This window comes from Microbispora sp. NPDC046973 (genome assembly GCF_040644495.1).
Taxonomy (GTDB): Bacteria; Actinomycetota; Actinomycetes; order Streptosporangiales; family Streptosporangiaceae; genus Microbispora.
This window is the reverse complement of record NZ_JBEYWQ010000017.1, coordinates 153,917-176,435: the sequence shown is the minus strand read 5'-3', so window position 1 is coordinate 176,435 and position 22,519 is coordinate 153,917. Positions and strand designations below refer to the sequence as shown.

The following is a 22,519-nucleotide window of genomic DNA, read 5'->3' as shown; positions in this document are numbered from 1 at the left end:
ACCGCTGCCGCCAACTGGTCCGGCAAGATCGTCTGATCTTCCCCCCAGTAAAGCAGAGTCAAGGAAAGGGCCCGGCCTCCAGCCGGGCCCTTTTCCCGTCTCCGAACGAGGCCGGCACGTTGCCGGAATCTCCCCTGGTGGGGTGACAGGCGGCGACTATCACTATTAGACCCGTCAGCCGCCAATGTCATTGTTCATCCCATTTTTTCGGCTACATCGAGACGGCCCGCGGTCGCCACTCCATCGCGGCCGCGGCCACCGGACGTGATCAGACGCCTCTTCGGTTTCCTCAAAATCTGTGATTTACGTCACAGTCACTGTTATATCGGTCCAGCGCGGAGCGTAACGGGAACCGCCGAGACACCTTCATGATCAGCCAAAACGGTCGGCCCGGCTCGGGCCCACGCCGTCCGAGTGGGGCACTCCCCCAAAAGCTTGATCACAAACCCTCTTACGCCACCTCAATTCCTCCTATAACTTTCTCCTCATTCCTCACTGACGGATGGGGCGCAAGTGACGCCTCACGACAGACCAGGAGAAAAGTTATGAAGCGCACTCTCGCTCTGGGCGGGGTCGCGGCCGGCCTGCTGGCCTCCGCGGCGATCGCTGCTCCGGCTCACGCCGACGAGGTTCCGGCTGTGAACCTGGCCAACACGAACTTCGCGGCCCAGCAGGTCGCGGCGTTCTGGTACGGCCAGGCCAAGGCCAACCTGATCAGCGCCACCCCGTACGCGGTGGAGACCACGGTCCCCACCAAGCACGTGTCGACCGGCGGGGTTTCCGCTGACGACAAGGCCGGCGTCGTGGGCTCGAGTGGCGACCAGAAGGCTGCCACCGGCACGCTGAAGAACGTGAACCTGCCGAAGACCACCGGCAAGGTGTTCTTCATCGGCGCCGACGACAAGCCGCACTGGTGCTCGGCGACCGCCGTGCAGGGCCAGTACAAGAACCTGGTGGCGACCGCGGGTCACTGCGTGTACGACACCAAGTCGAACGCCACGACCCTCGACAAGTGGGTCTTCATCCCCGGCTACTACGAGGGCAAGACCCCCTGGGGCATCTACGTCGGTAAGACCGCTTACACGCACTACGACTACAGCGTGTACGAGGACGGCGACCGCGACTTCGCGTTCGTCACGGTCTACAACGGCGTGCTGCCGACCGAGGTTCGGGGCACCGGCCACGGCTTCTATGGCATCTACGAGGACTACTTCAAGGCCGCCAAGGTCAAGAAGGCCATCGAGGCCAAGAAGGAGACCGGCTGGTCGGACCTGAGCATCGAGCCCTTCGTCGACCTCAAGAGCCCGACCGGCAAGGGCAAGCTGGGCGACCGGCGGAACTTCGGTTCGCAGTGGGTCCAGGTCGACCAGGCCACGATCGGCAAGTCGGTCGCGGACAGCGAGCTCGGCGACAAGGCCCCCGAGGCCTTCCCCGCCGGCACCGGTGTCAAGGTCGACCCCAGCAACAAGGCTGAGTTCGACGCGGCCTTCGCGGCGGCTCCGGCCGGCAAGAAGGGCAACAGCACCGAGACCGACGCCTGGGCTTGGAGCAAGGACCTGAAGACGCTGTACCTCAAGCGCGGCGAGACCTACACCAAGCGCACGTTCTTCGTCAACTACGACGTCGACTACAAGCTGGTGGGCAAGAAGCTGTCGATCGGCCTCAAGGACGTCGGCACCCTCGGGTCCAACGTCGGTGGTCAGGGTCTGGCCTACAACCAGAAGATCGGCACGGGCATCTTCGAGTTCGGTTACCCGAGCGGGTCGCACCCGGACGGCAACTACGCCTTCTCCGGCAAGACCCTCAAGTGGGCCTACGGCAAGACCTTCAAGGCGGCTGCGCCGTCGATGAAGGCCGAGGAGCTGGTGGGCATCAAGTCCTCCTTCACCGGCGAGGGCTCCATCGGTTCGGCGTGGCTGTACCGCTACAGCAACACCAAGCGGCTCGGCTACCTCAACGGTGTGACCATCGCGGTCTCCGACACCGACGGCAACAAGCGCATCGACACCAACGTTTCGCCGTACTTCGACGGTGAGACGCTGGCCGTCTACAAGACCGCTGCCGCCAACTGGTCCGGCAAGATCGTCTGATCTTCCCCCCAGTAAAGCAGAGTCAAGGAAAGGGCCCGGCCTCCAGCCGGGCCCTTTTCTGTTGCCCGAAAACAGCCCCCGTGCTTCGCAACGCGGCCGCACGCGATCGACTGCGGCCGTCCGCCCCGATCCGTCCCTTCCCCCGCTCCAGGGCCGCCGTCGCGCCACAGAGGCCGTCAGACGCCCGGCTTGCCGGGCATATGACGTACGCGCGAGCCGCGTCTCGCTCATCGGACCGACGGGAACGGCGCACGCCTTCCGGCCGCATCGGACCGCCCGCAGACCACCGATTGAGCCCCTTTCCGGGTGCCCAGAACGAGCCTCCGAGAGCGTGGGCACGTTCCACTGAGGCCCTTTTGACGTTGGACCCTCGCTCCCGGTTTCATCCCGAAGGTGTGATTTACATCACAACCAGTCTCATCTCGGGACAATCGCACCGCGCGGCGACGAGCTTCCGGCACCGCTTGTGATCAGCACAGATGCCGCATCAGCCCGTGAACCTGCATGAAGTCTGTGAGTCGGGAGGCAGCGGGCATACGTCACGGTTCCACTTACACCACACCAACTTCTCCTATAACTTTCTGACCGTTCCTTTACTGACGCATGGGGCGCAGGAGTCGCCTCACGACAGACCAGGGAGAGAAAGTTGAAGCGCACCCTCGCACTCGGTGGCATCGCGGCCGGCCTGCTGGCCTCCGCGGCCATCGCCGCCCCGGCTCACGCCGACTCCGTTCCGAGCGTGAACCTGGCCAACACCAACTTCGCCGCTCAGCAAGTCGCCCAGTACTGGCTCGGTCAGGCCAAGGCCAACCTGATCAACGCCACGCCGTACACCGCGGAGACCACGGTTTCCGCCAAGCACGTGTCGACCGGCGGTGTCTCCGCCGACGACAAGGCCGGCGTTGTCGGGTCCAGTGGTGACCAGAAGGCGTCCACGGGCACGACGAAGAACGTGAACCTGCCGAAGACCACCGGCAAGGTGTTCTTCACCGGCGCCGACGGCAAGCCGCACTGGTGCTCGGCGACCGCTCTGCAGTCGCAGTACAAGAACGTCGTGGCGACCGCGGGTCACTGCGTCTACGACACCAAGTCGAACGCGACCACGCTGGACAACTGGGTCTTCGTCCCCGGCTACTACCAGGGCAAGACCCCGTGGGGCATCTACGTCGGCAAGACCGCGTACACCCACTACGACTACAGCGTCTACGAGGACGGCGACCGCGACTACGCGTTCGTGACCGTCTACAACGGTGTCATCCCCACGGACGGCGGCACCAGCGGCGGCAAGTACGAGTCGCCGACCTACCAGTTCAAGTGGCAGGCCGACAGGGCGCTGAGGAAGCTCCAGGCCGACAAGACCACGGGCTACTCCAGGCTCCAGGTCGTGCCGGTCTACGAGGGCGGCTCGAACACCGGCGGCGGCCACAGCCGGTGGAACCACCCGTCCCCGGCCCCGTCGCCGACCGCGAAGATCATCGGCTACAAGGTCGTCGGCTTCAAGGTCTCGATCGGCCTCAAGGACGTCGGCACCCTCGGCTCCAACGTCGGCGGCCAGGGCCTGGCCTACAACCAGAAGATCGGCACCGCCGTCTTCGAGTTCGGCTACCCGAGCGGGTCGCACCCGGACGGCAACTACGCCTTCACCGGCAAGACCCTCAAGTGGGCCTACGGCAAGACCTTCAAGGCGACCGCCCCGTCGATGAAGGCCGAAGAGCTCGTCGGCATCAAGTCCTCCTTCACCGGTGAGGGCGCCCTCGGCTCGTCCTGGCTCTACCGCTACAGCAGCGCCAAGCGGCTCGGCTACCTCAACGGTGTGACCATCGCGGTCTCCGACACCGACGGCAACGGCCGGATCGACACCAGCGTCTCCCCGTACTTCGACGGTGAGACCCTGGCCGTCTACAAGACCGCTCAGGCCAACTGGTCGGGCAAGATCGTCTGATCTTTCCCCCGGTCGATGATGTAAGAAAAGGACCCGGCCTCCAGCCGGGTCCTTTTTCTTTCGCAATTCGCGGGCGACGACGGGAAAAGAAACGGCGTCGTCAATTCACCATGCCCTTCTCCCCTTCCCGGACCGCTCGGCCGCCGCGGTGACGGCATCCGGCCCGGCCGCCGTCACGGCGGTTCTCCCTCCATACGGCCAGCGAGGAGCCCTCGCCAGTGAGGGCCCGGATGCGGCCCGTCCGGCCACACGGCCTCCATGGAAGCCCGCTGCCGCCGCGCCGAATTTCACGGCGAAACTGCTCGGCGGCGCCGGTGTGCAATGGCAAATGCATTGAAGATCACGAGGTGATACCCATCGCTTCGCCTCTCTTACGCCCTCAGCTATCAATCCGGTAGTTTTTGCACATCCTTTACTGACGAATGAGGCAAAGTCGCGCCTCACGACAGACCATGGAGAGCACTTGAAGCGCACCCTCGCGTTCGGCGGCGTCGCGGCCGGCCTGCTGGCCACCGCCCTCGTCGCCTCCCCCGCGCACGCAAACCCCTTCAAGCCCGAGGCCAAGCCGCTGGCCGAGACCAACTTCGCCGCCAAGCAGGTGGCCGCCTTCTGGTTCGGCCAGAAGATGGCGAACCTGGTCAACGCCACGCCGTACGGGGCCGAGACCAAGGTCTCCGTCAAGCACGTCTCGACGATGCCCAAGGCGATGACCGACGTGAAGCCCGGGGTCGTCGCGTCGAGCGGCGAGAAGAAGGCCACCGGCACGTCGAAGAACGTCAACCTGCCGCGGACCAGCGGCAAGGTGTTCTTCATCGGCGCCGACCACAAGCCGCACTGGTGCTCGGCGACCGCCCTGCAGTCGATGCACAAGAACCTCGTGGCCACGGCCGGTCACTGTGTCTACGACACGGTGAAGGGCAAGGACCTGATGGACAAGTGGGTCTTCGTCCCGGGTTACTACAACGGCAAGACGCCGTACGGCATCTACGTCGGCAAGATTGCCTACACCCACTTCGACTTCACCACCTACGGCGACGGTGACTTCGACTACGCCTTCGTCGCCGTCTACAACGGCGTCCTTCCCACGGACGGCGGCACCAGCGGCGGCAGGTACGAGTCCCGGCTCTACAAGAGCAAGTGGGACGCCTACAAGGCCAAGGACCAGCTCGCGAAGGACAAGACCACGGCCTACTCCGACCTCAAGGTCGTGCCGGTCTACGCGGACCCGAAGCCGAGCCCCAGCCCGTCGGCCTCGGCCTCGCCCTCGGCTTCGCCGTCGCCCAGCAAGACCCTCCTGGGCTACAAGGTCGTCGGCCTGAAGCTGTCGATCGCCCTGAAGGACGTCGGCAAGCTGGGCGACAACGTCGGCGGTCAGGGCCTCGCCTACAACCAGAAGGTGGGCCAGCCGACCTTCGTGTTCGGCTACCCGAGCGGGTCGCACCCGGACGGCAACTACGCCTTCAGCGGCAAGACCCTCAAGTACAGCTACGGCAAGACCTTCCCCGCCACGGCTTCGGCCCTGAAGGGCGAGGCCCTCCAGGGCATCAAGTCGTCGTTCACCGGCGAGGGCGCCTCCGGCTCCGCGTGGCTGTACAAGTACAACAACTCGACGCGGTTCGGCTACCTGAACGGCGTCACCATCGGCGTCTCGGACACCGACGGCAACAACCGCTACGACACCAGCGTCTCGCCGTACTTCGACGGTGAGACCCTGGCCATTTACAAGGCCGCGGCCGCCACCCCCTCGGCCAACATCGTCTGACACCTCGTGAGGCCCCGCTGAGAAGGGCCCGGCCGCGTGCGGCCGGGCCCTTCTCCCGTTCTCCCCCGCTCCACACCGCTCAGGAGCGTCTCCCGTGCCGCTCTCCGGCCCAGGCTCCCGGCCGCCGGCGCCACGCGCGCACGGGCAAAATCAGACGTGATCAGATCGCCGCACGGTTCCATCTCGCGAATGTGATTTACACCACATTCCTCACTTAAACGATCAGTTACACGCTGTGATCGCGATCTCTCGGAATCAGCATGTCATCAGGGGAAACACAGCAAGCTTTCAGGTTCGGATCCGCCCTTCGATCGTCTCGGGCGTACGGAGAGGGCAGTTCTCAGCGCTACTTTCCGCCTGACTCCTCCGATAACTTTCTTACCGTCCCTTTACTGACGTGTGGGCGTACTTTGTGCCCCCGACAGACCGAGGAGAACAACCCTTGAAGCGCACCCTCACCCTCGGCGGCATCGCGGTCGGCCTGCTGGCCTCCGCGGTCGTCACCACCCCCGCGCACGCGGACTCCGTTCCGCACGACACCCTGGCCAGCTCCAACTTCGCCGCCAAGCAGGTCGCCGCCTTCTGGTTCGGCGAGCGTATGGCCAACCTCCGCAACGCCAAGCCGTACAACGTGGAGACGCGAGTCTCGGCCAAGCACGTGTCGACCGGCGGGGCGTCCGCGGACAGCAAGCCCGGCGTCGTCGGGTCCAGCGGCGACAAGAAGGCGACCACCAGCACGAAGAACGTGAACCTGCCCCGCACCACGGGCAAGGTGTTCTTCATCGGCGCCGACCACAGGCCGCACTGGTGCACCGCGACCGCGGTCCAGTCGCACTACAAGAACCTGGTGGCGACCGCCGGCCATTGCGTGTACGACACCAAGAGCAACAAGGCGACCCTCGACAAGTGGGTCTTCGTCCCCGGCTACTACCAGGGCAAGACCCCGTGGGGCATCTACGTGGGTAAGACCGCGTACACCCACTACGACTTCGACGTCTACGAGGACGGCGACCGCGACTACGCGTTCGTCACCGTCTACAACGGCGTCCTGCCCACCAGCGGCTCCAGCAAGAGCTACAGCCGCACCTTCGAGACCTCCCGTCAGGCTCGGTGGGCCAAGGCCAAGCTCGACAAGGACAGCGCCTACTCCCGCCTTCGTATTCGGCCCGTGATCGACACCGACCACGTGGTCAAGGAGGGCACCCGCGAGTCGGAGAAGGTCTACGTCAAGCGGGACGAGTGGAAGAAGCTCAACCCCGAGGGCACCCCGGCCGACGGCCCCTTCAAGGAGGGCACCGGCGTCACGGACAAGGAGTACACCTCCAAGCCCGACGGCTGGGACGAGGGCAAGACCTCGGCCGACGGCAAGGCCTTCTACCTCAAGAAGGGCGACAAGTACGTCGTCCGCACCTACTGGATCAACTACGACGTCGACTACCGCCTGACCGGCCGGGTCCTGTCGATCGGTCTGAAGGACGTCGGCACCCTCGGCTCCAACGTCGGCGGCCAGGGCCTCGCCTACAACCAGAAGATCGGCAGCGGCACCTTCGTCTTCGGTTACCCGAGCGGGTCGCACCCGGACGGCAACCACGCCTTCTCGGGCAACACCCTCAAGTGGTCGTACGGCAAGACCTTCAAGGCCAGCTCCCCCACCATCAACGCCCAGGAGCTCGTCGGGATCAAGTCGTCGTTCACCGGTGAGGGCGCGCTCGGCTCGGCGTGGCTGTACCGCTACAGCAACACCAAGCGGCTCGGCTACCTGAACGGCGTGACCATCGGCGTCGCCGACCGCGACGGCAATCAGCGCTTCGACACCAGCGTCTCCCCGTACTTCGACGGCGAGACCTACGGCGTCTACAAGACCGCCGCGAACAACTGGTCCGGCAAGATCGTCTGATCCGCCACCGCGCACGCGAAGGGGCCCGGCATCCAGCCGGGCCCCTTTCCGTTACTCAGCCCATCGGCGACGACGACGCAGCCGGCCGACGGCGCTCTACTCCCCGTCGAGGCGCTCCGCCACCGTCATCCACTCGAGCTCGGCCGACTCCTTCTGCGCGGCGATCTCCCGCAGCTCGGCGTCGAGCTTGGCCAGCCGTTCGAAGTCGCTCGCCGCCTCGGCCATCTCGGCGTGCAGCTTCGCCTCACGCTCGCCGAACTTGTCGATCTGCCGTTCCAGCCGGTTGAGCTCCTTCTGCAGCTCCCGCAGCTCCTTGGCGGACAGCCCGCCCGCGGGCGCCGGCTGGTCGTCCTGGCCGGTCCGCTCGGGAGCGCTTGCGGCAGAGGCCGCCCGGGCCGACAGGGCCGCGCCCGCCGCACGGCGTTCCAGGTATTCGTCCACGCCGCCGGGCAGCATCGACAGCCTGCCGTCCCCGAGGAGCGCGACGCAGCGGTCGGCCACCCTCTCCAGGAAGTACCGGTCGTGGCTCACCACCACCAGCGTGCCCGGCCAGCTGTCGAGGAGGTCCTCCAGCTCGGTGAGCGTCTCGATGTCGAGGTCGTTGGTCGGCTCGTCGAGCAGCAGCACGTTCGGCTCGTTCATGATCAGGCGGAGAAGCTGCAGTCGCCGCCGCTCGCCGCCCGACAGGTCGCCGATGACCTTCCACTGGGCCTCCCCCCGGAAGCCGAGGCGTTCGAGCAGCTGGGAGGCCGACCACTCCTTCTTGCCCACCTGGACGTACTTGCGGATCTCCTCGACCGTCTCCAGCACCCGCCGCGTGGGGTCCAGCTCGGCGAGCTCCTGCGACAGGTGCGCGAGCCGCACCGTCTTACCGCGCACGATGCGGCCGGAGTCGGGCTCGACCGTGCCGGACAGCAGGCGCAGCACCGACGACTTGCCCGAGCCGTTCACCCCGATCAGGCCGATCCGGTCCCCCGGGCCGAACTGGTACGTGGCGTGGTCGAGCACCAAAGGACCCGACGCCGGGCCGCCCGCGTGGAGCGTCACGTCCTCCAGGTCCACGACGGTCTTGCCGAGCCGCGCCGAGGCGAAGTTGAGCAGCTCGACGGTCTCCCGCGGCGGCGGCTCGTTCGCGATCAGCGCCTCGGCCGCGTTGATCCGGAACTTGGGCTTGGACGTCCGGGCCGGAGGGCCGCGCCGCAGCCAGGCGATCTCCTTGCGCATGAGGTTCTGCCGGCGCTCCTCCGCGGCCTGCGCGATACGCGCCCGTTCGGCCTTGGCCAGCACGTACGCCGCGTAACCGCCCTCGTATCGCTCGACGGAGCCGTCCACGACCTCCCAGGTGCGGGTGGAGACCGCGTCGAGGAACCACCGGTCGTGGGTGACGACGAGCAGCGCGGACTTGCGTTGCACGAGATGCCCGGCGAGCCAGGCGATGGCCTCGATGTCGAGATGGTTCGTGGGCTCGTCGAGGATCAGCAGGTCGTGCTCCTCGACCAGCAGCCGCGCCAGGGCCGTACGGCGGCGCTCCCCGCCCGACAGCGCGCCCGCGGGAGCCGCGAGGTCGATGTCGCCGAGCAGGTTGGCGAGGATCTCCCTGATCGCGGCGTCACCGGCCCACTCGTGCTCGGCCCGGCCGGCCAGGACGATGTCCTTCACGGCGGCGTCCGGGTCGAACTGGTCACGCTGGGAGAGCGCGCCGACCCGCAGCCCGCGGGTGTGGGTGACCCGGCCGCTGTCGGGCTTCAGCGTTCCGGCGATGATCGAGATGAGCGTGGTCTTGCCACCGCCGTTGCGGCCGACGACGCCGATCCGGTCGCCCTCCTCCAACCCGAGAGAGACGTCGGCGAGCAGGGGCTTGGGCCCGTAGGCGTGGGAGACGGACTCCAGATTGACCAGATTCATCGCCCGTAAAGCTTATCCGGCCACGGTGGCCCCGGGGACGGGCCCGTGGGCGGTGACGACGGACCTGCAGCCGTCCACGTCCTTGACCAGGGCGGCCAGCTCGTGCGCCCGCTCGGCCGACTCGACCAGGAAGGCGCAGGTGGGGCCGGAGCCGGAGACGATCGCGCCGAGTGCGCCGTGCTCACGGCCGGCGGCGAGCGTGTCCGCGAGCGAGGGACGCAGCGCCAGCGCCGCGGGCTGCAGGTCGTTGGACAGCGCCTGCCCGAGCGCCTTCGCGTCGCCCTCGCGCAGGGCGGCGAGCAGTGCCTCGCTCACCGCGGGCGTGGGCGCGGCCACCCCCGCCTCCTCGCGCAGCCGGTCGCACTCGCCGTACACCCTCGGGGTGGACAGACCGCCGTCGGCGAGCGCGAAGACCCAGTGGAAGATTCCTGCGGTCTCCAGCGGGGCGAGCCGCTCGCCGCGTCCGGTGCCTACGGCGGTGCCGCCGAGCAGCGCGAACGGCACGTCGCTGCCGATGTCGGCGGCGATCTCCATCAGGTCCTCGACGGGCAGGCCGAGGCCCCACAGCTCGTTGCAGGCCACCAGCGCCGCGGCGGCGTCGGCGCTCCCCCCGGCCATGCCGCCCGCCACGGGGATCGACTTGCGGATCAGCAGATCGGCCCGGTAGGAACGGCCCGCTCGTTCGGCCAGCGCCCTGGCGGCCCGGACGGCGAGGTTGTCGTCGCTCACCGGAACCTCTCCGGTGAGGTCCCCCTCGACCCTGACTCTGAGCGGGGCGGCGGAGGGGTCCGCGTCGAGCGGCTCGGCCGCGGTGACCTCGTCGAACAGCGAGACCGCGTGGAAGACGTTCACCAGGTCGTGGTAGCCGTCCTCGCGCAGCGGGCCGACCGCGAGCTGGAGGTTGACCTTCGCCGGCACGCGCACCGTGATCGCGCTCATCGCCCGCTCACCGCCTCGCGTCGCCGTCGCTCGTCGCCGTGCCTGAACCGCCTGGACATGGGACCCGAGCTTAGCGTCACCCTCGCCCCCGGAGACTCGGCAGAGGTCCGGGCAGCGGAAAGGGGCCCGGCTGGATGCCGAGCCCCTTCGCGTGCGCGATGGCAGATCAGACGATCTTGCCGGACCAGTTCTTCGCGGCGGTCTTGTAGACGGCCAGGGTCTCACCGTCGAAGTACGGGGAGACGCTGGTGTCGATGCGCTGGTTGCCGTCGGTGTCGGAGACCGCGATGGTCACACCGTTCAGGTAACCGAGCCGCTTGGTGCTGCTGTAGCGGTACAGCCAGGACGAGCCGATGGCGCCCTCACCGGTGAAGGAGGACTTGATGCCGACGAGCTCCTCGGCCTTCATCGACGGCGCGGCCGCCTTGAAGGTCTTGCCGTACGACCACTTGAGGGTCTTGCCCGAGAAGGCGTAGTTGCCGTCCGGGTGCGAGCCGCTCGGGTAACCGAACACGAAGACGCCCGTGCCGATCTTCTGGTTGTACGCCAGGCCCTGGCCGCCCACGTTGGAGCCGAGGGTGCCGACGTCCTTCAGACCGATCGTCAGAGCCCGGCCGGTCAGGCGGTAGTCGACGTCGTAGTTGATCCAGTAGGTGCGGACGACGTACTTGTCGCCCTTCTTGAGGTAGAAGGCCTTGCCGTCGGCCGAGGTCTTGCCCTCGTCCCAGCCGTCGGGCTTGGAGGTGTACTCCTTGTCCGTGACGCCGGTGCCCTCCTTGAAGGGGCCGTCGGCCGGGGTGCCCTCGGGGTTGAGCTTCTTCCACTCGTCCCGCTTGACGTAGACCCTCTCCGACTCGCGGGTGCCCTCCTTGACCACGTGGTCGGTGTCGATCACGGGACGGATGCTCACGTGCGAGTAGGCGCTGTCCTTGTCGAGCTTGGCCTTGGCCCACCGAGCCTGACGGGAGGTCTCGAAGGTGTGGTCGTAGCTCTTGCCGGAGGCGCTGGTCGGCAGGACGCCGTTGTAGACGGTGACGAACGCGTAGTCGCGGTCGCCGTCCTCGTAGACGTCGAAGTCGTAGTGGGTGTACGCCGTCTTGCCGACGTAGATGCCCCACGGGGTCTTGCCCTGGTAGTAGCCGGGGACGAAGACCCACTTGTCGAGGGTCGCCTTGTTGCTCTTGGTGTCGTACACGCAATGGCCGGCGGTCGCCACCAGGTTCTTGTACTGGCTCTGCACGGCGGTCGCCGAGCACCAGTGCGGCTTGTGGTCGGCGCCGATGAAGAACACCTTGCCGGTCGTCTTCGGCAGGTTCACGTTCTTCGACGTGCCGGAGGAGGCCTTCTGGTCACCGCTGGAGCCGACGACGCCGGCCTTGCTGTCCGCGGAGGCGCCGCCCGTGGAGACGTGCTTGGTGGGCAGCGTGGTCTCGACCGCGTACGGGGTGGCGTTGACCAGGTTGGCCTTGTTCTGGCCGTACCAGAAGGCGGCCACCTGCTTGGCGGCGAAGTTGGTGCTGGCCAGGGTGTCGTGCGGAACGGAGTCCGCGTGGGCGGGGGCGGCGACGGCCGCAGAGGCCAGCAGGCCGACCGCGATGCCGCCGAGGGTGAGGGTGCGCTTCAACTTACTTCTCCCTGGTCTGATCGTCGGGCGCCTCTCGCGCCCCATCCGTCAGTAAAGGACGGCTAAAAACTATCTGAGGATTTGTGAGAAGTGACCGCCTTAGTGGTTTTCAGTCTGATCATCAGGTCAAGATCGCGACTTTGACCGTCCTCCGCGCCCTCACCGCGGCCGCCGCGTTTCCGCTGATCACGAGGGCCTCCGTCGCCGACCCGTCACGAAGTGTCACTGATCGACACAGGTGGTTTGTGTGACGTAAATCACACTCGCCCGATGGAACGGGATCACTTGTCGATCACGTCAAAGTCAGCCCGCCGGAGCACTCGCGGAGCCCGGGCGCCGGGCGGTTCGGGGAGCGCCCCGCCCGGAGTCGCCGGGCGGGGCGGGGCACGATGCTCAGAGGATGCCGCGGTCGGCGAACGCACCGGTGACGGCGCTCGCCGCGCTCGCGCCGTACAGTCGCCGGGCAGCGGCGACGGTCGCCTCGGCGGCCGCCTTGAACGTGGTGTCGGGGGCGAAGTCGAACTGCGCCTCGATGATCAGAGTGCTCGCCTTCCGGTCGCCGAGCGCCCGCCGGATGTCCCACAGGGCGCGGGACCAGATCTCGCCGTCGGCGTGGACCTCGCCCCTGACGTCCTCCGGGTAGTGCTTGGTCCCGTCCAGGCGGCGCAGGCAGTGCGGGGCGGGCGAGTAGCTCACCGAGTCCCAGTCGGCCACGCACGCCTCGTCCGTCCTGATCGGAACACCGGTCGCCCAGCTGCTCACGGCCACGGCCAGATAGTCGCCGAAGGCCTCGCCGATCGCGCCGGACTCCAGCGTGGTGCCGAAACCGGGCACCTGGCCGTCCTGGACGCTGTGGCCGTACTCGTGGACGATCACCTCGGCGTCCTCGCCGTCGTCGATGCCGCCCTTGCCGAGGGTGATGTTGGCCTTGTCGTCCCGGAAGAAGGAGTTGTCGCCGCCGTACTGGTTGATGCGCAACTCGATCTGCCGCTGGTTCACCGGCCGCAGCGTGCCGCCGAAGCCGAGCGACTGGATGTAGTGCTGCGCGGTGGTCACCCAGTGGTAGCCCATGACCTGCTCGAACTGGTCCACGTCACGGTGGTACGCGGGGAAGGCGCCGCCGGTGGCCTTGGCGGCGCCGCCGGTCGAGCTCTTCACGACGACGTACCGGCCGGTGAGCGTGCCGGAGCCGTCGAGGTCGGTCAGCGTGACCTTCGTGTACGCCGGCCCCAGCTCGGGCAGGTCGGCGTCCTTGGCGTCGGTGAGGTTCTGCAGGCCGAGCTGCTGCACGGGGTTGGGGGCGAAAACGGTCGCCGTCGCGGTCGCCGTGTACGCACCGCTCTGCGCGGCGGCGGGCGTGACGGCCGCGCCCGCGACGACGGCGGCGAGGGCGGCGGCCAGGGCGGCGGAGCGGGTGGGGAGCATGAATCCTCCGGAGAAAGGTGCACAAGTACCGGAGATCGTCGTCTCGCCCCAGATTGGCCGCAAGGGCCGATACACGTCCGTAATGATCAAATTCGGTCAGATCCGACTAACCCGCCCGCCGCCACCGCCAGTTCAGCTCGCCCGGCTCCGGAGCCGGGCCGGGGAGAGCGGCCCCATCGGCCCCGGTGACACCGGCTCCGGTGAGACCTTCGAGCACCATCGACAGGAAGCGCCGCCGCAGCTCCCGCGTACGCTCCGGGTCGGGCACGCGGACGGCGGCGCACCCCTCCAGCACGAGACCGATGTCGTCGGCGACCAGGTCGCGGCGCAACCGTCCGGCGGCCCGGGCCCGCTCCACCAGCCGGCCCATCAGTTCGGCGGCCCGCCGCGCGTCGCGCCCCATCTCCTCGGTCGGCGTGAAGGTCCCGGCGAGGTGGACCGTGAGCGAGTGCACGTCGGCGTCGACGATCCGTTCGAGGAAGGCCACGAGCGCCTTTCCGGCGTCCGGCTCGGACTCGACGGCCTCCGCCTCCTCGATCCAGCGGCGCAGGCCGTCGTGGCACAGCCTGCGCAGCAGGTCCTCCTTGCCGGGATATCTCCGATAGAGCGCACTCATTCCGACCCCGGCCCGCTCCGCGACGGCCGCGACCGGCGCCTTGGCATCGGCGAGGAAGACCTCCCTGGCGGCGTCGAGGATGGCGGCGTCGTTGCGTGCGGCCCGGCCCCTCCGTCCGGCGAGGCCGGGGGAACCGTGGTCGTCCGTCTGCTTCGGCATGCGGTCACAGTAGCAGTGGAACAGAGCGTTCCGTTCTGCTAGAGTAGAACTAGCGGAACGGAACATTCTGTTCCAAAAAGAGAGGAAGCACCGATGAACGAGACCACGACGGCGAGCTGGCGGACCCTGCTGACCCAGGCGCACGACGCGCTGCGCGCCGCCGTCGCGGGCGTCGGCGGCGAGGCGTGGGACTGCGCGACCCCGTGCGAGAAGTGGACGGTCACCCAGGTGCTGCAGCACGCGACCGGGGACCAGATCGCCTTCGCCGCCGCGATCACCGGTGGGCCGTGGCCCTCCGAGGATCCGTTCTCGCCCTCCGGCCGTATCGAGGGCGACCCCGGGGCCTACCTGGCGGCGGCGCTGGACGCCTCGGCCGGCGCCTGGGCGACCGTGGACGACGACGCCGAGCAGGTGGCGGTGCCGCTCCCCCAGGGCCCCATGCCCGCGTGGCTCGCGGCCGGCGCGTGCGCGCTCGACGCGGCGGTGCACGCGTGGGACATCGCCGTTGCCACGGGGCAGCCCTCACCGCTCACCCCGGAGATGGCGCTGCCGCTGACGGAGGTCGCCACCCGGATCGTCGAACCGCTGCGGGCCTACGGCGCGTACGCTCCCGCGATGGACGCCGGCGACGACGCCGATGCCGTGGCCGTGCTGCTGGCCTACCTCGGCCGCCGGCCGATCTAGTCCGTCGCCGCCGCGGCCCGCTGCTCGGCGATGCGGGCGAAGTCCTCGATCCTCAGCTGCTCCCCGCGCGCCGAGGGGTCGATCCCGGCCCCGACCAGGGCCTTCTCGGCGGCGGCCGCCGTGCCGGCCCAGGAGGCGAGCGCGGCGCGCAGCGTCTTGCGGCGCTGGGCGAACGCCGCGTCGACGGCGGCGAACACCTCCTCGCGGGTCGCCGTCGTCGCCGGCGGCTCCCGCCGTACGAGCGAGACCAGGCCGGAGTCGACGTTCGGCGCGGGCCAGAAGACGTTGCGCCCGACCGGACCGGCCCGGCGCACGTCGGCATACCAGGCGGCCTTCACCGAGGGAACGCCGTAGATGCGCGACCCGGGCGCCGCGGCGAGCCGGTCGGCGACCTCCGACTGCACCATCACCAGCCCGCGCCGCAGCGACGGCAGCACCTCCAGCAGGTGCAGCACGACCGGCACGGACACGTTGTAGGGCAGGTTCGCGACCAGCGCGGTCGGCTCGGTCCCGAGCTCGGCGGGCCCGACCTTGAGCGCGTCGGCGTGCACCACGGTCAACCGGCCGGCCACCTCGGGGGCCCGTTCGGCGACCGTCAGCGGCAACTGCTGTGCCAGCACCGGATCGATCTCCACGGCGACGACCTCGGCGACCTCCGGGAGCAGCGCGAGGGTGAGCGAGCCGAGCCCCGGGCCGACCTCGATCGCCACGTCGTGCGGTGCGACCTCGGCGAGCCGGACGATCCGGCGGACGGTGCCGCCGTCGATCACGAAGTTCTGCCCCAGCTTCTTCGTCGGCCGGATGTTCAGCTTCTCCGCGAGCGCACGCACTTCGACCGGCCCGAGCAGACTCATGCCTCCAGTGTCTCCCGCCCTACCAGGCGCCGAAGACGGTCTCGCCGTTGGCCGTGATCCGGGCGGCGAGGTCGGCGACGTCCATGCCCTTGACCTCCGCGAGGCAGCGGAGCGTGAGCGGGATCAGGTAGGGCGCGTTGGGCTTGCCCCGATGCGGCGTCGGCGGCAGGTAGGGGGCGTCGGTCTCGACCAGGATCAGCTCGGGCGGGGCCACCGCCGCCGCCTCGCGCAGATATCCGGCGTTCTTGTACGTCACCGGGCCCGAGAACGACATGAAGTAGCCGGCGTCCACGCACCGCTTGGCCATCTCGGCGTCGCCAGAGAAGCTGTGGAAGACGACCACGTCGGGGGCGCCCTGGTCGGCGAGCACGGCGAGCACGTCGTCGTGCGCGTCGCGGTCGTGGATCACCAGGGCCCTGCCGGTCCGCTTGGCGATCTCGATGTGCGCGCGGAAGCTGGCGTGCTGGTCGTCCTTCGACGCCCAGTCGCGGAAGTAGTCGAGTCCGGTCTCCCCCACCGCCCGCACGTCCGGCCGCCGCGCGAGGTCCTCGATCTCGGCGAGGACCTCGGGCGTGGAGGCGTGCGCCTCGTTCGGGTGGATGGCCACGGCCGCGTAGACGTCCCGGTGCTCGCCGGCCACCTCGGCGTTCCACCGCGAGGACGGCAGGTCGTATCCCACCGTCACCAGGCGCGTCACGCCGACCGACTTCGCCTCGGCGAGGATCGACGCGACATTCGCCCCGGCCGACTGGGCCGCCAGCGCGACGGGATCGCCCGAGGACGCCTGCCGGTTGCCGACCATGATGTCCAGGTGGCAGTGACTGTCGAACACCTCCGCCGGCAGCGCCTCGGGCGGCGCGGGACGCTCACGCGACATGGTCAGGCGTTCTCCAGCCGCGGGAAGAGGATCTCGCCCTTGACGACCTGCGCCCCCGCGGGCAGCTTGCCCCAGGTGGCGACGTCGGCGATCCGCTGGTCGGCGAGCGCGCCCAGATGCGGCTCCGCCCCGAGGGACGCCCAGAGCTTTGCGCTCGTGGCCGGCATGATCGGGTGGAGCAGGACCGCGATCGCGCGCAGCGACTCGGCCGCCGTGTAGAGGATCGTCGCGAGCCGCGCCTGTCCCTCGGGCGAGTCGTCCTTGGCCACCTTCCACGGCGCCTGGTCGCTCAGGTAGCCGTTGACCTGCTTGACGAAGTCGAAGACGGCGCCGATGCCGCCCGCGAAGTCCAGGTTGTCACCGATCATGGTGTCCGCCTGGGCCACCGCCGCGGCCAGGCCGTCCGCGATCGCCTGCTCGGCCGGGCCCGCGTCCGTCGCCTCCGGCAGCACCCCGTCGAAGTACTTGCCGATCATCGCCGCGACCCGCGACGCCAGGTTGCCGAAGTCGTTGGCGAGCTCGGAGGTGTAGCGGGCGGAGAAGTCCTCCCAGGAGAACGAGCCGTCCTGGCCGAACGGGATCGCCCGCAGGAAGTAGTAGCGGTAGGCGTCCACACCGAAGTGGCTCGTCAGGTCGCGGGGCGAGATGCCGGTGAGGTTGGACTTGCTCATCTTCTCGCCGCCGACCATGAGCCAGCCGTTGGCGAAGACCTTGCGCGGCAGCGGCAGGTCGTTGGCCATCAGCATGGCCGGCCAGATCGCCGCGTGGAACCGGAGGATGTCCTTGCCGACCAGATGCACGTTGGCCGGCCAGGTGGCGTCGAACTTGGCCTGGTCGGAGCCGTAGCCGACGGCCGTCGCGTAGTTGAGCAGCGCGTCGATCCACACGTAGATGACGTGCTTGGGGTCCCAGGGAATCGGGACGCCCCAGTCGAAGGTCGACCGCGAGATCGACAGATCCTGCAGGCCCTGCTTCACCAGCTGCACGATCTCGTTGCGCGCCGATGCGGGCTGGATGAAGTCCGGGTTCTGCTCGTAGTGCTCGAGCAGGCGCGGGCCGTACGCGGACAGCCTGAAGAAGTAGTTCTCCTCCTTCAGCCACTCGACCGGGCGCTTGTGGATCGGGCACAGGTCGCCCTCAAGGAGGTCGCCGGGCGACTTGTACTCCTCGCAGCCGACGCAGTAGGGGCCCTCGTACTCGCCCTTGTAGATCTCGCCCTTGTCGTACAGGTCCTGCACGAACTCCTGGACGCGGTCGGTGTGGCGCGGCTCGGTCGTGCGGATGAAGTCGTCGTTGGCGATCTGGAGGTGCTCCCAGAGCGGCTTCCAGGCGTCCTCGACGAGCTTGTCGCACCACTCCTGGGGCGACACGCCGTTCGCCTCGGCCGTACGCATGATCTTCTGACCGTGCTCGTCCGTGCCCGTGAGGTACCACACCTTCTCGCCGCGCTGGCGGTGCCAGCGGGTGAGCACGTCGCCCGCGACGGTCGTGTAGGCGTGGCCCAGGTGCGGGGCGTCGTTGACGTAGTAGATCGGCGTCGTCACGTAGAACGCCGACTCCCCGGATGCAGTCGTTCCTGTAGCCGCCATGTGCGAATCCTATCGGCCCCGGGGAGATGACTCCCCGGGTTAAACGCCGGTGGCGTCGTCGGGGATCGACCTAGGCCACGGACTCGCGACCGGCGGCGGTCTCCGACTCGCGGCTGACGGCCTCGGCGGCCTCCTCGGCGGCGGACGCCGCGATGTCGACCGGGTTCTCCCGCGTACGGCGGATGCCGAGGATGCTGATGAACAGCGACGCGAAGATGGTCTGGAAGCTCATGACGAACGCGGTCGCCGAGGGCACGACGAGGCGCAGCGACTCGGCCGGGATCAGCTCGCCGAAGCCGCGGCCGCCCCAGTGGGCGAGCGAGGCCACCAGGCCGACGAGGCCGGCCACGGCCAGGGCGCCACCCGCGAGCAGGCCCTTCTCCAGCGTGACGACGTCCACCAGCCTGCGGATGCGCCGGTCTTCGGGGAGGAAGCCCTCCTCGGCCGCGTACACCTTGGTGAACAACGCGAACAGCACGGCCTGGAAACCGCTGATCACCATCGCGGACGCGCCGACCAGCGTGTCGACGTCGAAGGCGAGCTTGCCGATGTAGACCGGGCCGAACGTCAGCGCGGCCCCGGCGACGAGACCGAGGCTCATGAGCACCAGGCCCGGGATGAAGAACAGCCAGCGCGGGCTGTAGAGCAGCAGGAAGCGCAGGTGGCGCCAGCCGTCCCGCCAGGAGCGCAGGTGCGGCGGGCGGGAGCGGCCGTCGGGCGACAGGGTGGTGGGCACCTCGCGGACGTCGAGCCCCTGCAGGGTCGCCTTGACGACCATCTCGGAGGCGAACTCCATGCCACCGGTCTGGAGTCCCAGCCGCAGGATCGAGTCGCGGCGGAATCCGCGCAGGCCGCAGTGGAAGTCGCCGATCTCGCTGGGGAAGAACAGCCGGCCGATGAACGACAGGACCGGGTTGCCCAGGTAGCGGTGGAGCGGGGGCATGGCGCCCGGGGCGATGCCGCCGCGGAACCGGTTGCCCATGACCAGCTCGGCGCCGTCCCGGAGCTGCTCGACGAAGGGCATCAGGCTGGTGAAGTCGTAGGAGTCGTCGGCGTCGCCCATGATGACGTACTTGCCGCGGGCGGCGCGGATGCCGCCGATCAGGGCGTTGCCGTAGCCCTTCTCGTCAATATGGACAACCCGGGCGCCCGCGTCACGGGCCAGCTGTTGCGAGCCGTCGGTGCTGCCGTTGTCGGCGATGACCACCTCGCCGTCGATTCCGTTCTCGCGCATGCAGGTGAGAGCCTTGCGAACACAGATCTCAACGGTCTCGGCCTCATTGAGGCATGGCATGACAACGGTAAGTTCCACGTCGCAACTCCTCGCATATGACGGCAGGACACCAATGATGCCCGCTTCCCAGTAGCGTCCGAGTCAAGTCCGCGAAACGGCTGGCATTCTGTAACCGTGACTCCACCCACCGCTGGAGCGGCGGGCTCCCCGCGCCGCCGGCCAAGCGGCGTCGCAGAGGACGAGCCCGGCCCGGAGAATTCTCAGCGCGCCGGCGACGCCGGCGTGCGCGGCATGCCCGCAGCTGACGTGCCGGAACTCCGGTCGGGTGGCGCCGTTCTCCGCCACATGTCCGCGGGCGTCCGTTCAAAGGCATCGGCGAATTTCGAGGGGGGGAAGCGCGGACGCACCCGCCGGCTGAAGCAGGCGGCCGGCTCCGCGCGACTTTGATGGTCGCGATCGCGGATCCTCCGTCGGTGAACGCCTCCCCGGCCGGCGGCTGGGGCCGTCCGCTCGCCCTGCTGCGCCGGCACCGGGTCTTCGTGGCCACGCTCGGCGTCGCGTTCGTGCTGCGGATCGTCACGATGCTGGGCTTCGGCCCGGCCATGTGGTTCAACGACTCCTACGACTACGTGTCCGTGGCGCTGCGCCCGCGTCCGCACCCGATCCGCCCGGACGGGTACAGCTTCTGGCTGCTGCTGCTCAAGCCGTTCCACAGTTTCTCGCTCGTGGTGTTGACCCAGCACCTCATGGGCCTGGCGGCGGCGCTCCTTATCTATGCACTGCTGACCAGAAGATTTGGGATGCCAGGCTGGGGGGCGACGCTGGCCGCCGCCCCCGTGATGTTCGACGCCTACCAGATCCAGCTCGAACAGCTGATCATGTCGGACACCATGTTCATCCTGCTCGTCGTGGGCGTGGTGACGCTCGTGCTGTGGCGGGAGCGGATGACCTGGCGGAGCGGGACCGTGGTCGGGCTGCTGCTCGCGCTGACGGCGCTGACCCGGAGCATCGGCCTGCCCATCCTCGCCCTGGTCGTGGCCTATCTGGTGATCAAGCGGGCGGGCTGGAAGCCGATCGCCGCCATGGTCGCCGCGTGCGCGCTCCCCGTGCTCGCCTACATGGGCTGGTTCAAGGCGGTGAACGGCCAGTTCGCGATGACCAACAGCGACGGGGTGATCCTCTATATGAGGACGTCGCTGTTCGCCGACTGCCACAAGATGAACATCGACGAGCGCCGCGAGCTGGAGCTGGCGCTGCTGTGCATCAACGTCCCGCCCAAGGACCGCGGCCTGTCGGCGCAGGCGTACCTGTGGTGGGACGACCAGAACCAGCTCCACGTCTTCGGCTCGGGCATGAAGTTCACCCCGGAGATCAACGCGAACGCCAGCGCGTTCGCGAAGAAGGCGATCCTGTCCCAGCCGGGCGACTACCTGGCCGCGGTGGCCAAGGACTTCTTCCGCGCCTTCCAGTGGGGCCGCCCGCGGTTCCCCGACGCCAAGACCTACCTGCAGTACGAGTTCGACAACGAGTACACCCGCAAGCTGCCCAAGTGGGCCTCCTACCACAGCACCACCGACAAGGACGCCGAGGCGTACGAGAACGGCCCGGCCGCGACGCACGTGGTCTCGCCGTGGTCGGACATCATGATCGGCTACCAGAAGGTCGTGCGGCTGCCGGGCCTCGTGCTCGGCCTGCTGCTGCTGTTCGGCCTGTACGGCGTGGTGCGGCGCTGGCGCGATCTCGGCGGACCCGAGCTGCTGCCCTGGCTGGGAGCGGTGGGGCTGATCCTGGCCCCGGCGGCGACGGCCGAGTTCGACTACCGCTACCTGCTGCCCGCGGTGCCGCTCGCCTGCCTCGCCGCCGGCATCACCGCCGCCGGTCTACTGGGCCGCCCCTCGCCGCGGCTGTCGTCCCTGCGCCCGTCCTCACTGCGCCTGTCGTCCCTGCGCCTGTCGTCCCTGCGCCTGTCGTCCCTGCGCCCGTCCTCGCGGCGGCGCCCCTCGCTCCGCTGACCCGGCGGGCGGCGCCCGGGCCCTCCTCGGGGCTCAGGCGCCGTGGACGGCGTTGTAGAGGTCGCGCTTGGGGACGCCGGCCGACTTGGCCACCTCGATGATGGCCTGCTTGCGCGGCATGCCCGCGCCCTCGCGCCTGGCCACCTCCTCGACCAGTTCCTCGATGCCCGGCGCGGCCTCCTCGGGGCTCCGCCCCGCCACCACCAGCGTGATCTCGCCCCTGACCTCGCCCGCTGCCCACTCGGCCAGCTCGCCGAGGCCGCCGCGCCGCACCTCCTCGTAGGTCTTGGTGAGCTCCCTGCAGACGGCGGCGGGCCGCTGCGCGCCGAACGCCTCCGCCATCGCCTCCAGCGTCGCGTGCAGGCGGTGCGGCGCCTCGAAGAACACCATCGTGCGCTCCTCGGCCGCCAGCGCCGCCAGCCGCCTGGCCCGCTCCCCCGGCTTGCGCGGCGGGAACCCCTCGAAGCAGAACCGGTCGCTCGGCAGGCCGGAGACGGCGAGGGCGGTCGTCACCGCCGACGGGCCGGGCAGCGCCGTCACGGGCAGGCCCGCCTCGACCGCGAGACGGGTGAGCCGATAGCCGGGGTCGGAGACGCCCGGCATCCCCGCGTCGGTGATCACGACGACGGTGCGGCCCTCGCGCAGCGCCTCCAGCAGCTCGGCGGCCCGCGCGCTCTCGTTGGCGTCGTAGTAGGACACCACGCGGCCCCCGATGGCGATCTCCAGGTCGGCCGCGAGCCGCCGCAGCCGGCGGGTGTCCTCCGCGGCGATCACGTCGGCCGCGGCGAGCACCTCGCGCAGCCGTGGGGACGCGTCTTTGGGCTGGCCGATCGGGGCTGCGGCGAGAACGAGCACCCGTCCACCCTATGGCGGGCGTGAAACATTCATTCACGAACGGCCGGATGCCCCA

The 22,519-nt window shown here is 68.9% G+C and carries 16 protein-coding genes; 6 read left to right on the top strand and 10 right to left on the bottom strand.

Features of this window, described 5'->3' with window-relative positions:
* Positions 1 to 545 precede the first annotated feature (545 nt).
* From ABZ860_RS28220 to ABZ860_RS28205, 4 genes are all read left to right on the top strand, one after another.
* On the top strand, positions 546 to 2,090 hold the full coding sequence (locus tag ABZ860_RS28220) for a hypothetical protein (RefSeq protein WP_357225602.1): 1,545 nt from the start codon (positions 546 to 548) through the stop codon (positions 2,088 to 2,090).
* 646 nt (positions 2,091 to 2,736) lie between these two features.
* Complete coding sequence (locus ABZ860_RS28215; RefSeq protein WP_357225599.1) at positions 2,737 to 4,032, top strand: hypothetical protein; 1,296 nt, start codon at positions 2,737 to 2,739, stop codon at positions 4,030 to 4,032.
* Positions 4,033 to 4,495: 463 nt separating this feature from the next.
* On the top strand, positions 4,496 to 5,794 hold the full coding sequence (locus ABZ860_RS28210) for a hypothetical protein (protein WP_357225596.1): 1,299 nt from the start codon (positions 4,496 to 4,498) through the stop codon (positions 5,792 to 5,794).
* Positions 5,795 to 6,236: 442 nt separating this feature from the next.
* Positions 6,237 to 7,691 carry a hypothetical protein gene (locus tag ABZ860_RS28205; RefSeq protein ID WP_357225594.1) on the top strand — a complete coding sequence of 485 codons (1,455 nt, stop codon included), beginning with the start codon at positions 6,237 to 6,239 and terminating at the stop codon, positions 7,689 to 7,691.
* A gap of 96 nt (positions 7,692 to 7,787) precedes the next feature.
* Here the strand turns inward: ABZ860_RS28205 and ABZ860_RS28200 are convergent, their stop codons facing one another.
* The 5 genes from ABZ860_RS28200 to ABZ860_RS28180 all read right to left on the bottom strand — a co-directional run bounded on the left by ABZ860_RS28200 (position 7,788) and on the right by ABZ860_RS28180 (position 14,359).
* Positions 7,788 to 9,596 carry an ABC-F family ATP-binding cassette domain-containing protein gene (locus ABZ860_RS28200; RefSeq protein ID WP_357225591.1) on the bottom strand — a complete coding sequence of 603 codons (1,809 nt, stop codon included), beginning with the start codon at positions 9,594 to 9,596 and terminating at the stop codon, positions 7,788 to 7,790.
* A gap of 12 nt (positions 9,597 to 9,608) precedes the next feature.
* Positions 9,609 to 10,535, bottom strand: a complete 927-nt coding sequence (locus ABZ860_RS28195; protein WP_357225590.1) for a 4-(cytidine 5'-diphospho)-2-C-methyl-D-erythritol kinase — start codon at positions 10,533 to 10,535, stop codon at positions 9,609 to 9,611.
* Between the two features lie 166 nt (positions 10,536 to 10,701).
* The gene (locus tag ABZ860_RS28190) at positions 10,702 to 12,159 is read right to left on the bottom strand and encodes a hypothetical protein (protein ID WP_357225588.1); all 1,458 of its coding nucleotides are present in this window, start codon (positions 12,157 to 12,159) and stop codon (positions 10,702 to 10,704) included.
* A 393-nt stretch (positions 12,160 to 12,552) separates the two neighbouring features.
* A complete protein-coding gene (locus tag ABZ860_RS28185; RefSeq protein ID WP_357225587.1) occupies positions 12,553 to 13,584 on the bottom strand; it encodes a M4 family metallopeptidase in 1,032 nt (343 codons plus the stop codon).
* Positions 13,585 to 13,690: 106 nt separating this feature from the next.
* On the bottom strand, positions 13,691 to 14,359 hold the full coding sequence (locus tag ABZ860_RS28180) for a TetR/AcrR family transcriptional regulator (protein ID WP_357225584.1): 669 nt from the start codon (positions 14,357 to 14,359) through the stop codon (positions 13,691 to 13,693).
* A 93-nt stretch (positions 14,360 to 14,452) separates the two neighbouring features.
* Here ABZ860_RS28180 and ABZ860_RS28175 point away from each other — a divergent pair, with 93 nt between their 5' ends.
* Positions 14,453 to 15,043 (top strand): TIGR03086 family metal-binding protein, encoded by a 591-nt coding sequence (locus ABZ860_RS28175; protein ID WP_357225582.1) that lies wholly within the window; start codon positions 14,453 to 14,455, stop codon positions 15,041 to 15,043.
* Here the strand turns inward: ABZ860_RS28175 and rsmA are convergent.
* The 4 genes from rsmA to ABZ860_RS28155 all read right to left on the bottom strand — a co-directional run bounded on the left by rsmA (position 15,040) and on the right by ABZ860_RS28155 (position 19,675).
* Positions 15,040 to 15,897: a 16S rRNA (adenine(1518)-N(6)/adenine(1519)-N(6))-dimethyltransferase RsmA gene (gene rsmA, locus ABZ860_RS28170; RefSeq protein WP_357225579.1), complete on the bottom strand. Its 858-nt coding sequence runs from the start codon at positions 15,895 to 15,897 to the stop codon at positions 15,040 to 15,042. The two genes, ABZ860_RS28175 and rsmA, sit on opposite strands and share 4 nt — an antisense overlap.
* Positions 15,898 to 15,916: 19 nt before the next feature.
* Complete coding sequence (locus tag ABZ860_RS28165; RefSeq protein WP_357225577.1) at positions 15,917 to 16,774, bottom strand: TatD family hydrolase; 858 nt, start codon at positions 16,772 to 16,774, stop codon at positions 15,917 to 15,919.
* 2 nt (positions 16,775 to 16,776) lie between these two features.
* Positions 16,777 to 18,363, bottom strand: a complete 1,587-nt coding sequence (metG, locus tag ABZ860_RS28160) for a methionine--tRNA ligase (RefSeq protein WP_357225575.1) — start codon at positions 18,361 to 18,363, stop codon at positions 16,777 to 16,779.
* 70 nt (positions 18,364 to 18,433) lie between these two features.
* Entirely contained in the window at positions 18,434 to 19,675 is a 1,242-nt protein-coding gene (locus ABZ860_RS28155) for a glycosyltransferase family 2 protein (RefSeq protein WP_357225574.1), read from the bottom strand.
* Between the two features lie 395 nt (positions 19,676 to 20,070).
* Here ABZ860_RS28155 and ABZ860_RS28150 point away from each other — a divergent pair, with 395 nt between their 5' ends.
* On the top strand, positions 20,071 to 21,609 hold the full coding sequence (locus tag ABZ860_RS28150; protein ID WP_357225572.1) for a hypothetical protein: 1,539 nt from the start codon (positions 20,071 to 20,073) through the stop codon (positions 21,607 to 21,609).
* Between the two features lie 33 nt (positions 21,610 to 21,642).
* On the opposite strand, the gene rsmI is transcribed toward ABZ860_RS28150, so the two are convergent.
* Positions 21,643 to 22,464, bottom strand: coding sequence for a 16S rRNA (cytidine(1402)-2'-O)-methyltransferase (rsmI, locus tag ABZ860_RS28145; RefSeq protein WP_357225571.1), 822 nt, complete (start codon positions 22,462 to 22,464; stop codon positions 21,643 to 21,645).
* Positions 22,465 to 22,519: the final 55 nt, after the last annotated feature.

Coding starts and splice junctions, on each gene's coding strand:
- ABZ860_RS28220 (WP_357225602.1), top strand. CDS start 546: ATGAAGCGCACTCTCGCTCTGGGCGGGGTCGCGGCCGGCCTGCTGGCC.
- ABZ860_RS28165 (WP_357225577.1), bottom strand. CDS start 16,774: ATGTCGCGTGAGCGTCCCGCGCCGCCCGAGGCGCTGCCGGCGGAGGTG.
- ABZ860_RS28185 (WP_357225587.1), bottom strand. CDS start 13,584: ATGCTCCCCACCCGCTCCGCCGCCCTGGCCGCCGCCCTCGCCGCCGTC.
- ABZ860_RS28180 (WP_357225584.1), bottom strand. CDS start 14,359: ATGCCGAAGCAGACGGACGACCACGGTTCCCCCGGCCTCGCCGGACGG.
- ABZ860_RS28200 (WP_357225591.1), bottom strand. CDS start 9,596: ATGAATCTGGTCAATCTGGAGTCCGTCTCCCACGCCTACGGGCCCAAG.
- metG (WP_357225575.1), bottom strand. CDS start 18,363: ATGGCGGCTACAGGAACGACTGCATCCGGGGAGTCGGCGTTCTACGTG.
- ABZ860_RS28175 (WP_357225582.1), top strand. CDS start 14,453: ATGAACGAGACCACGACGGCGAGCTGGCGGACCCTGCTGACCCAGGCG.
- rsmA (WP_357225579.1), bottom strand. CDS start 15,897: ATGAGTCTGCTCGGGCCGGTCGAAGTGCGTGCGCTCGCGGAGAAGCTG.
- ABZ860_RS28195 (WP_357225590.1), bottom strand. CDS start 10,535: ATGAGCGCGATCACGGTGCGCGTGCCGGCGAAGGTCAACCTCCAGCTC.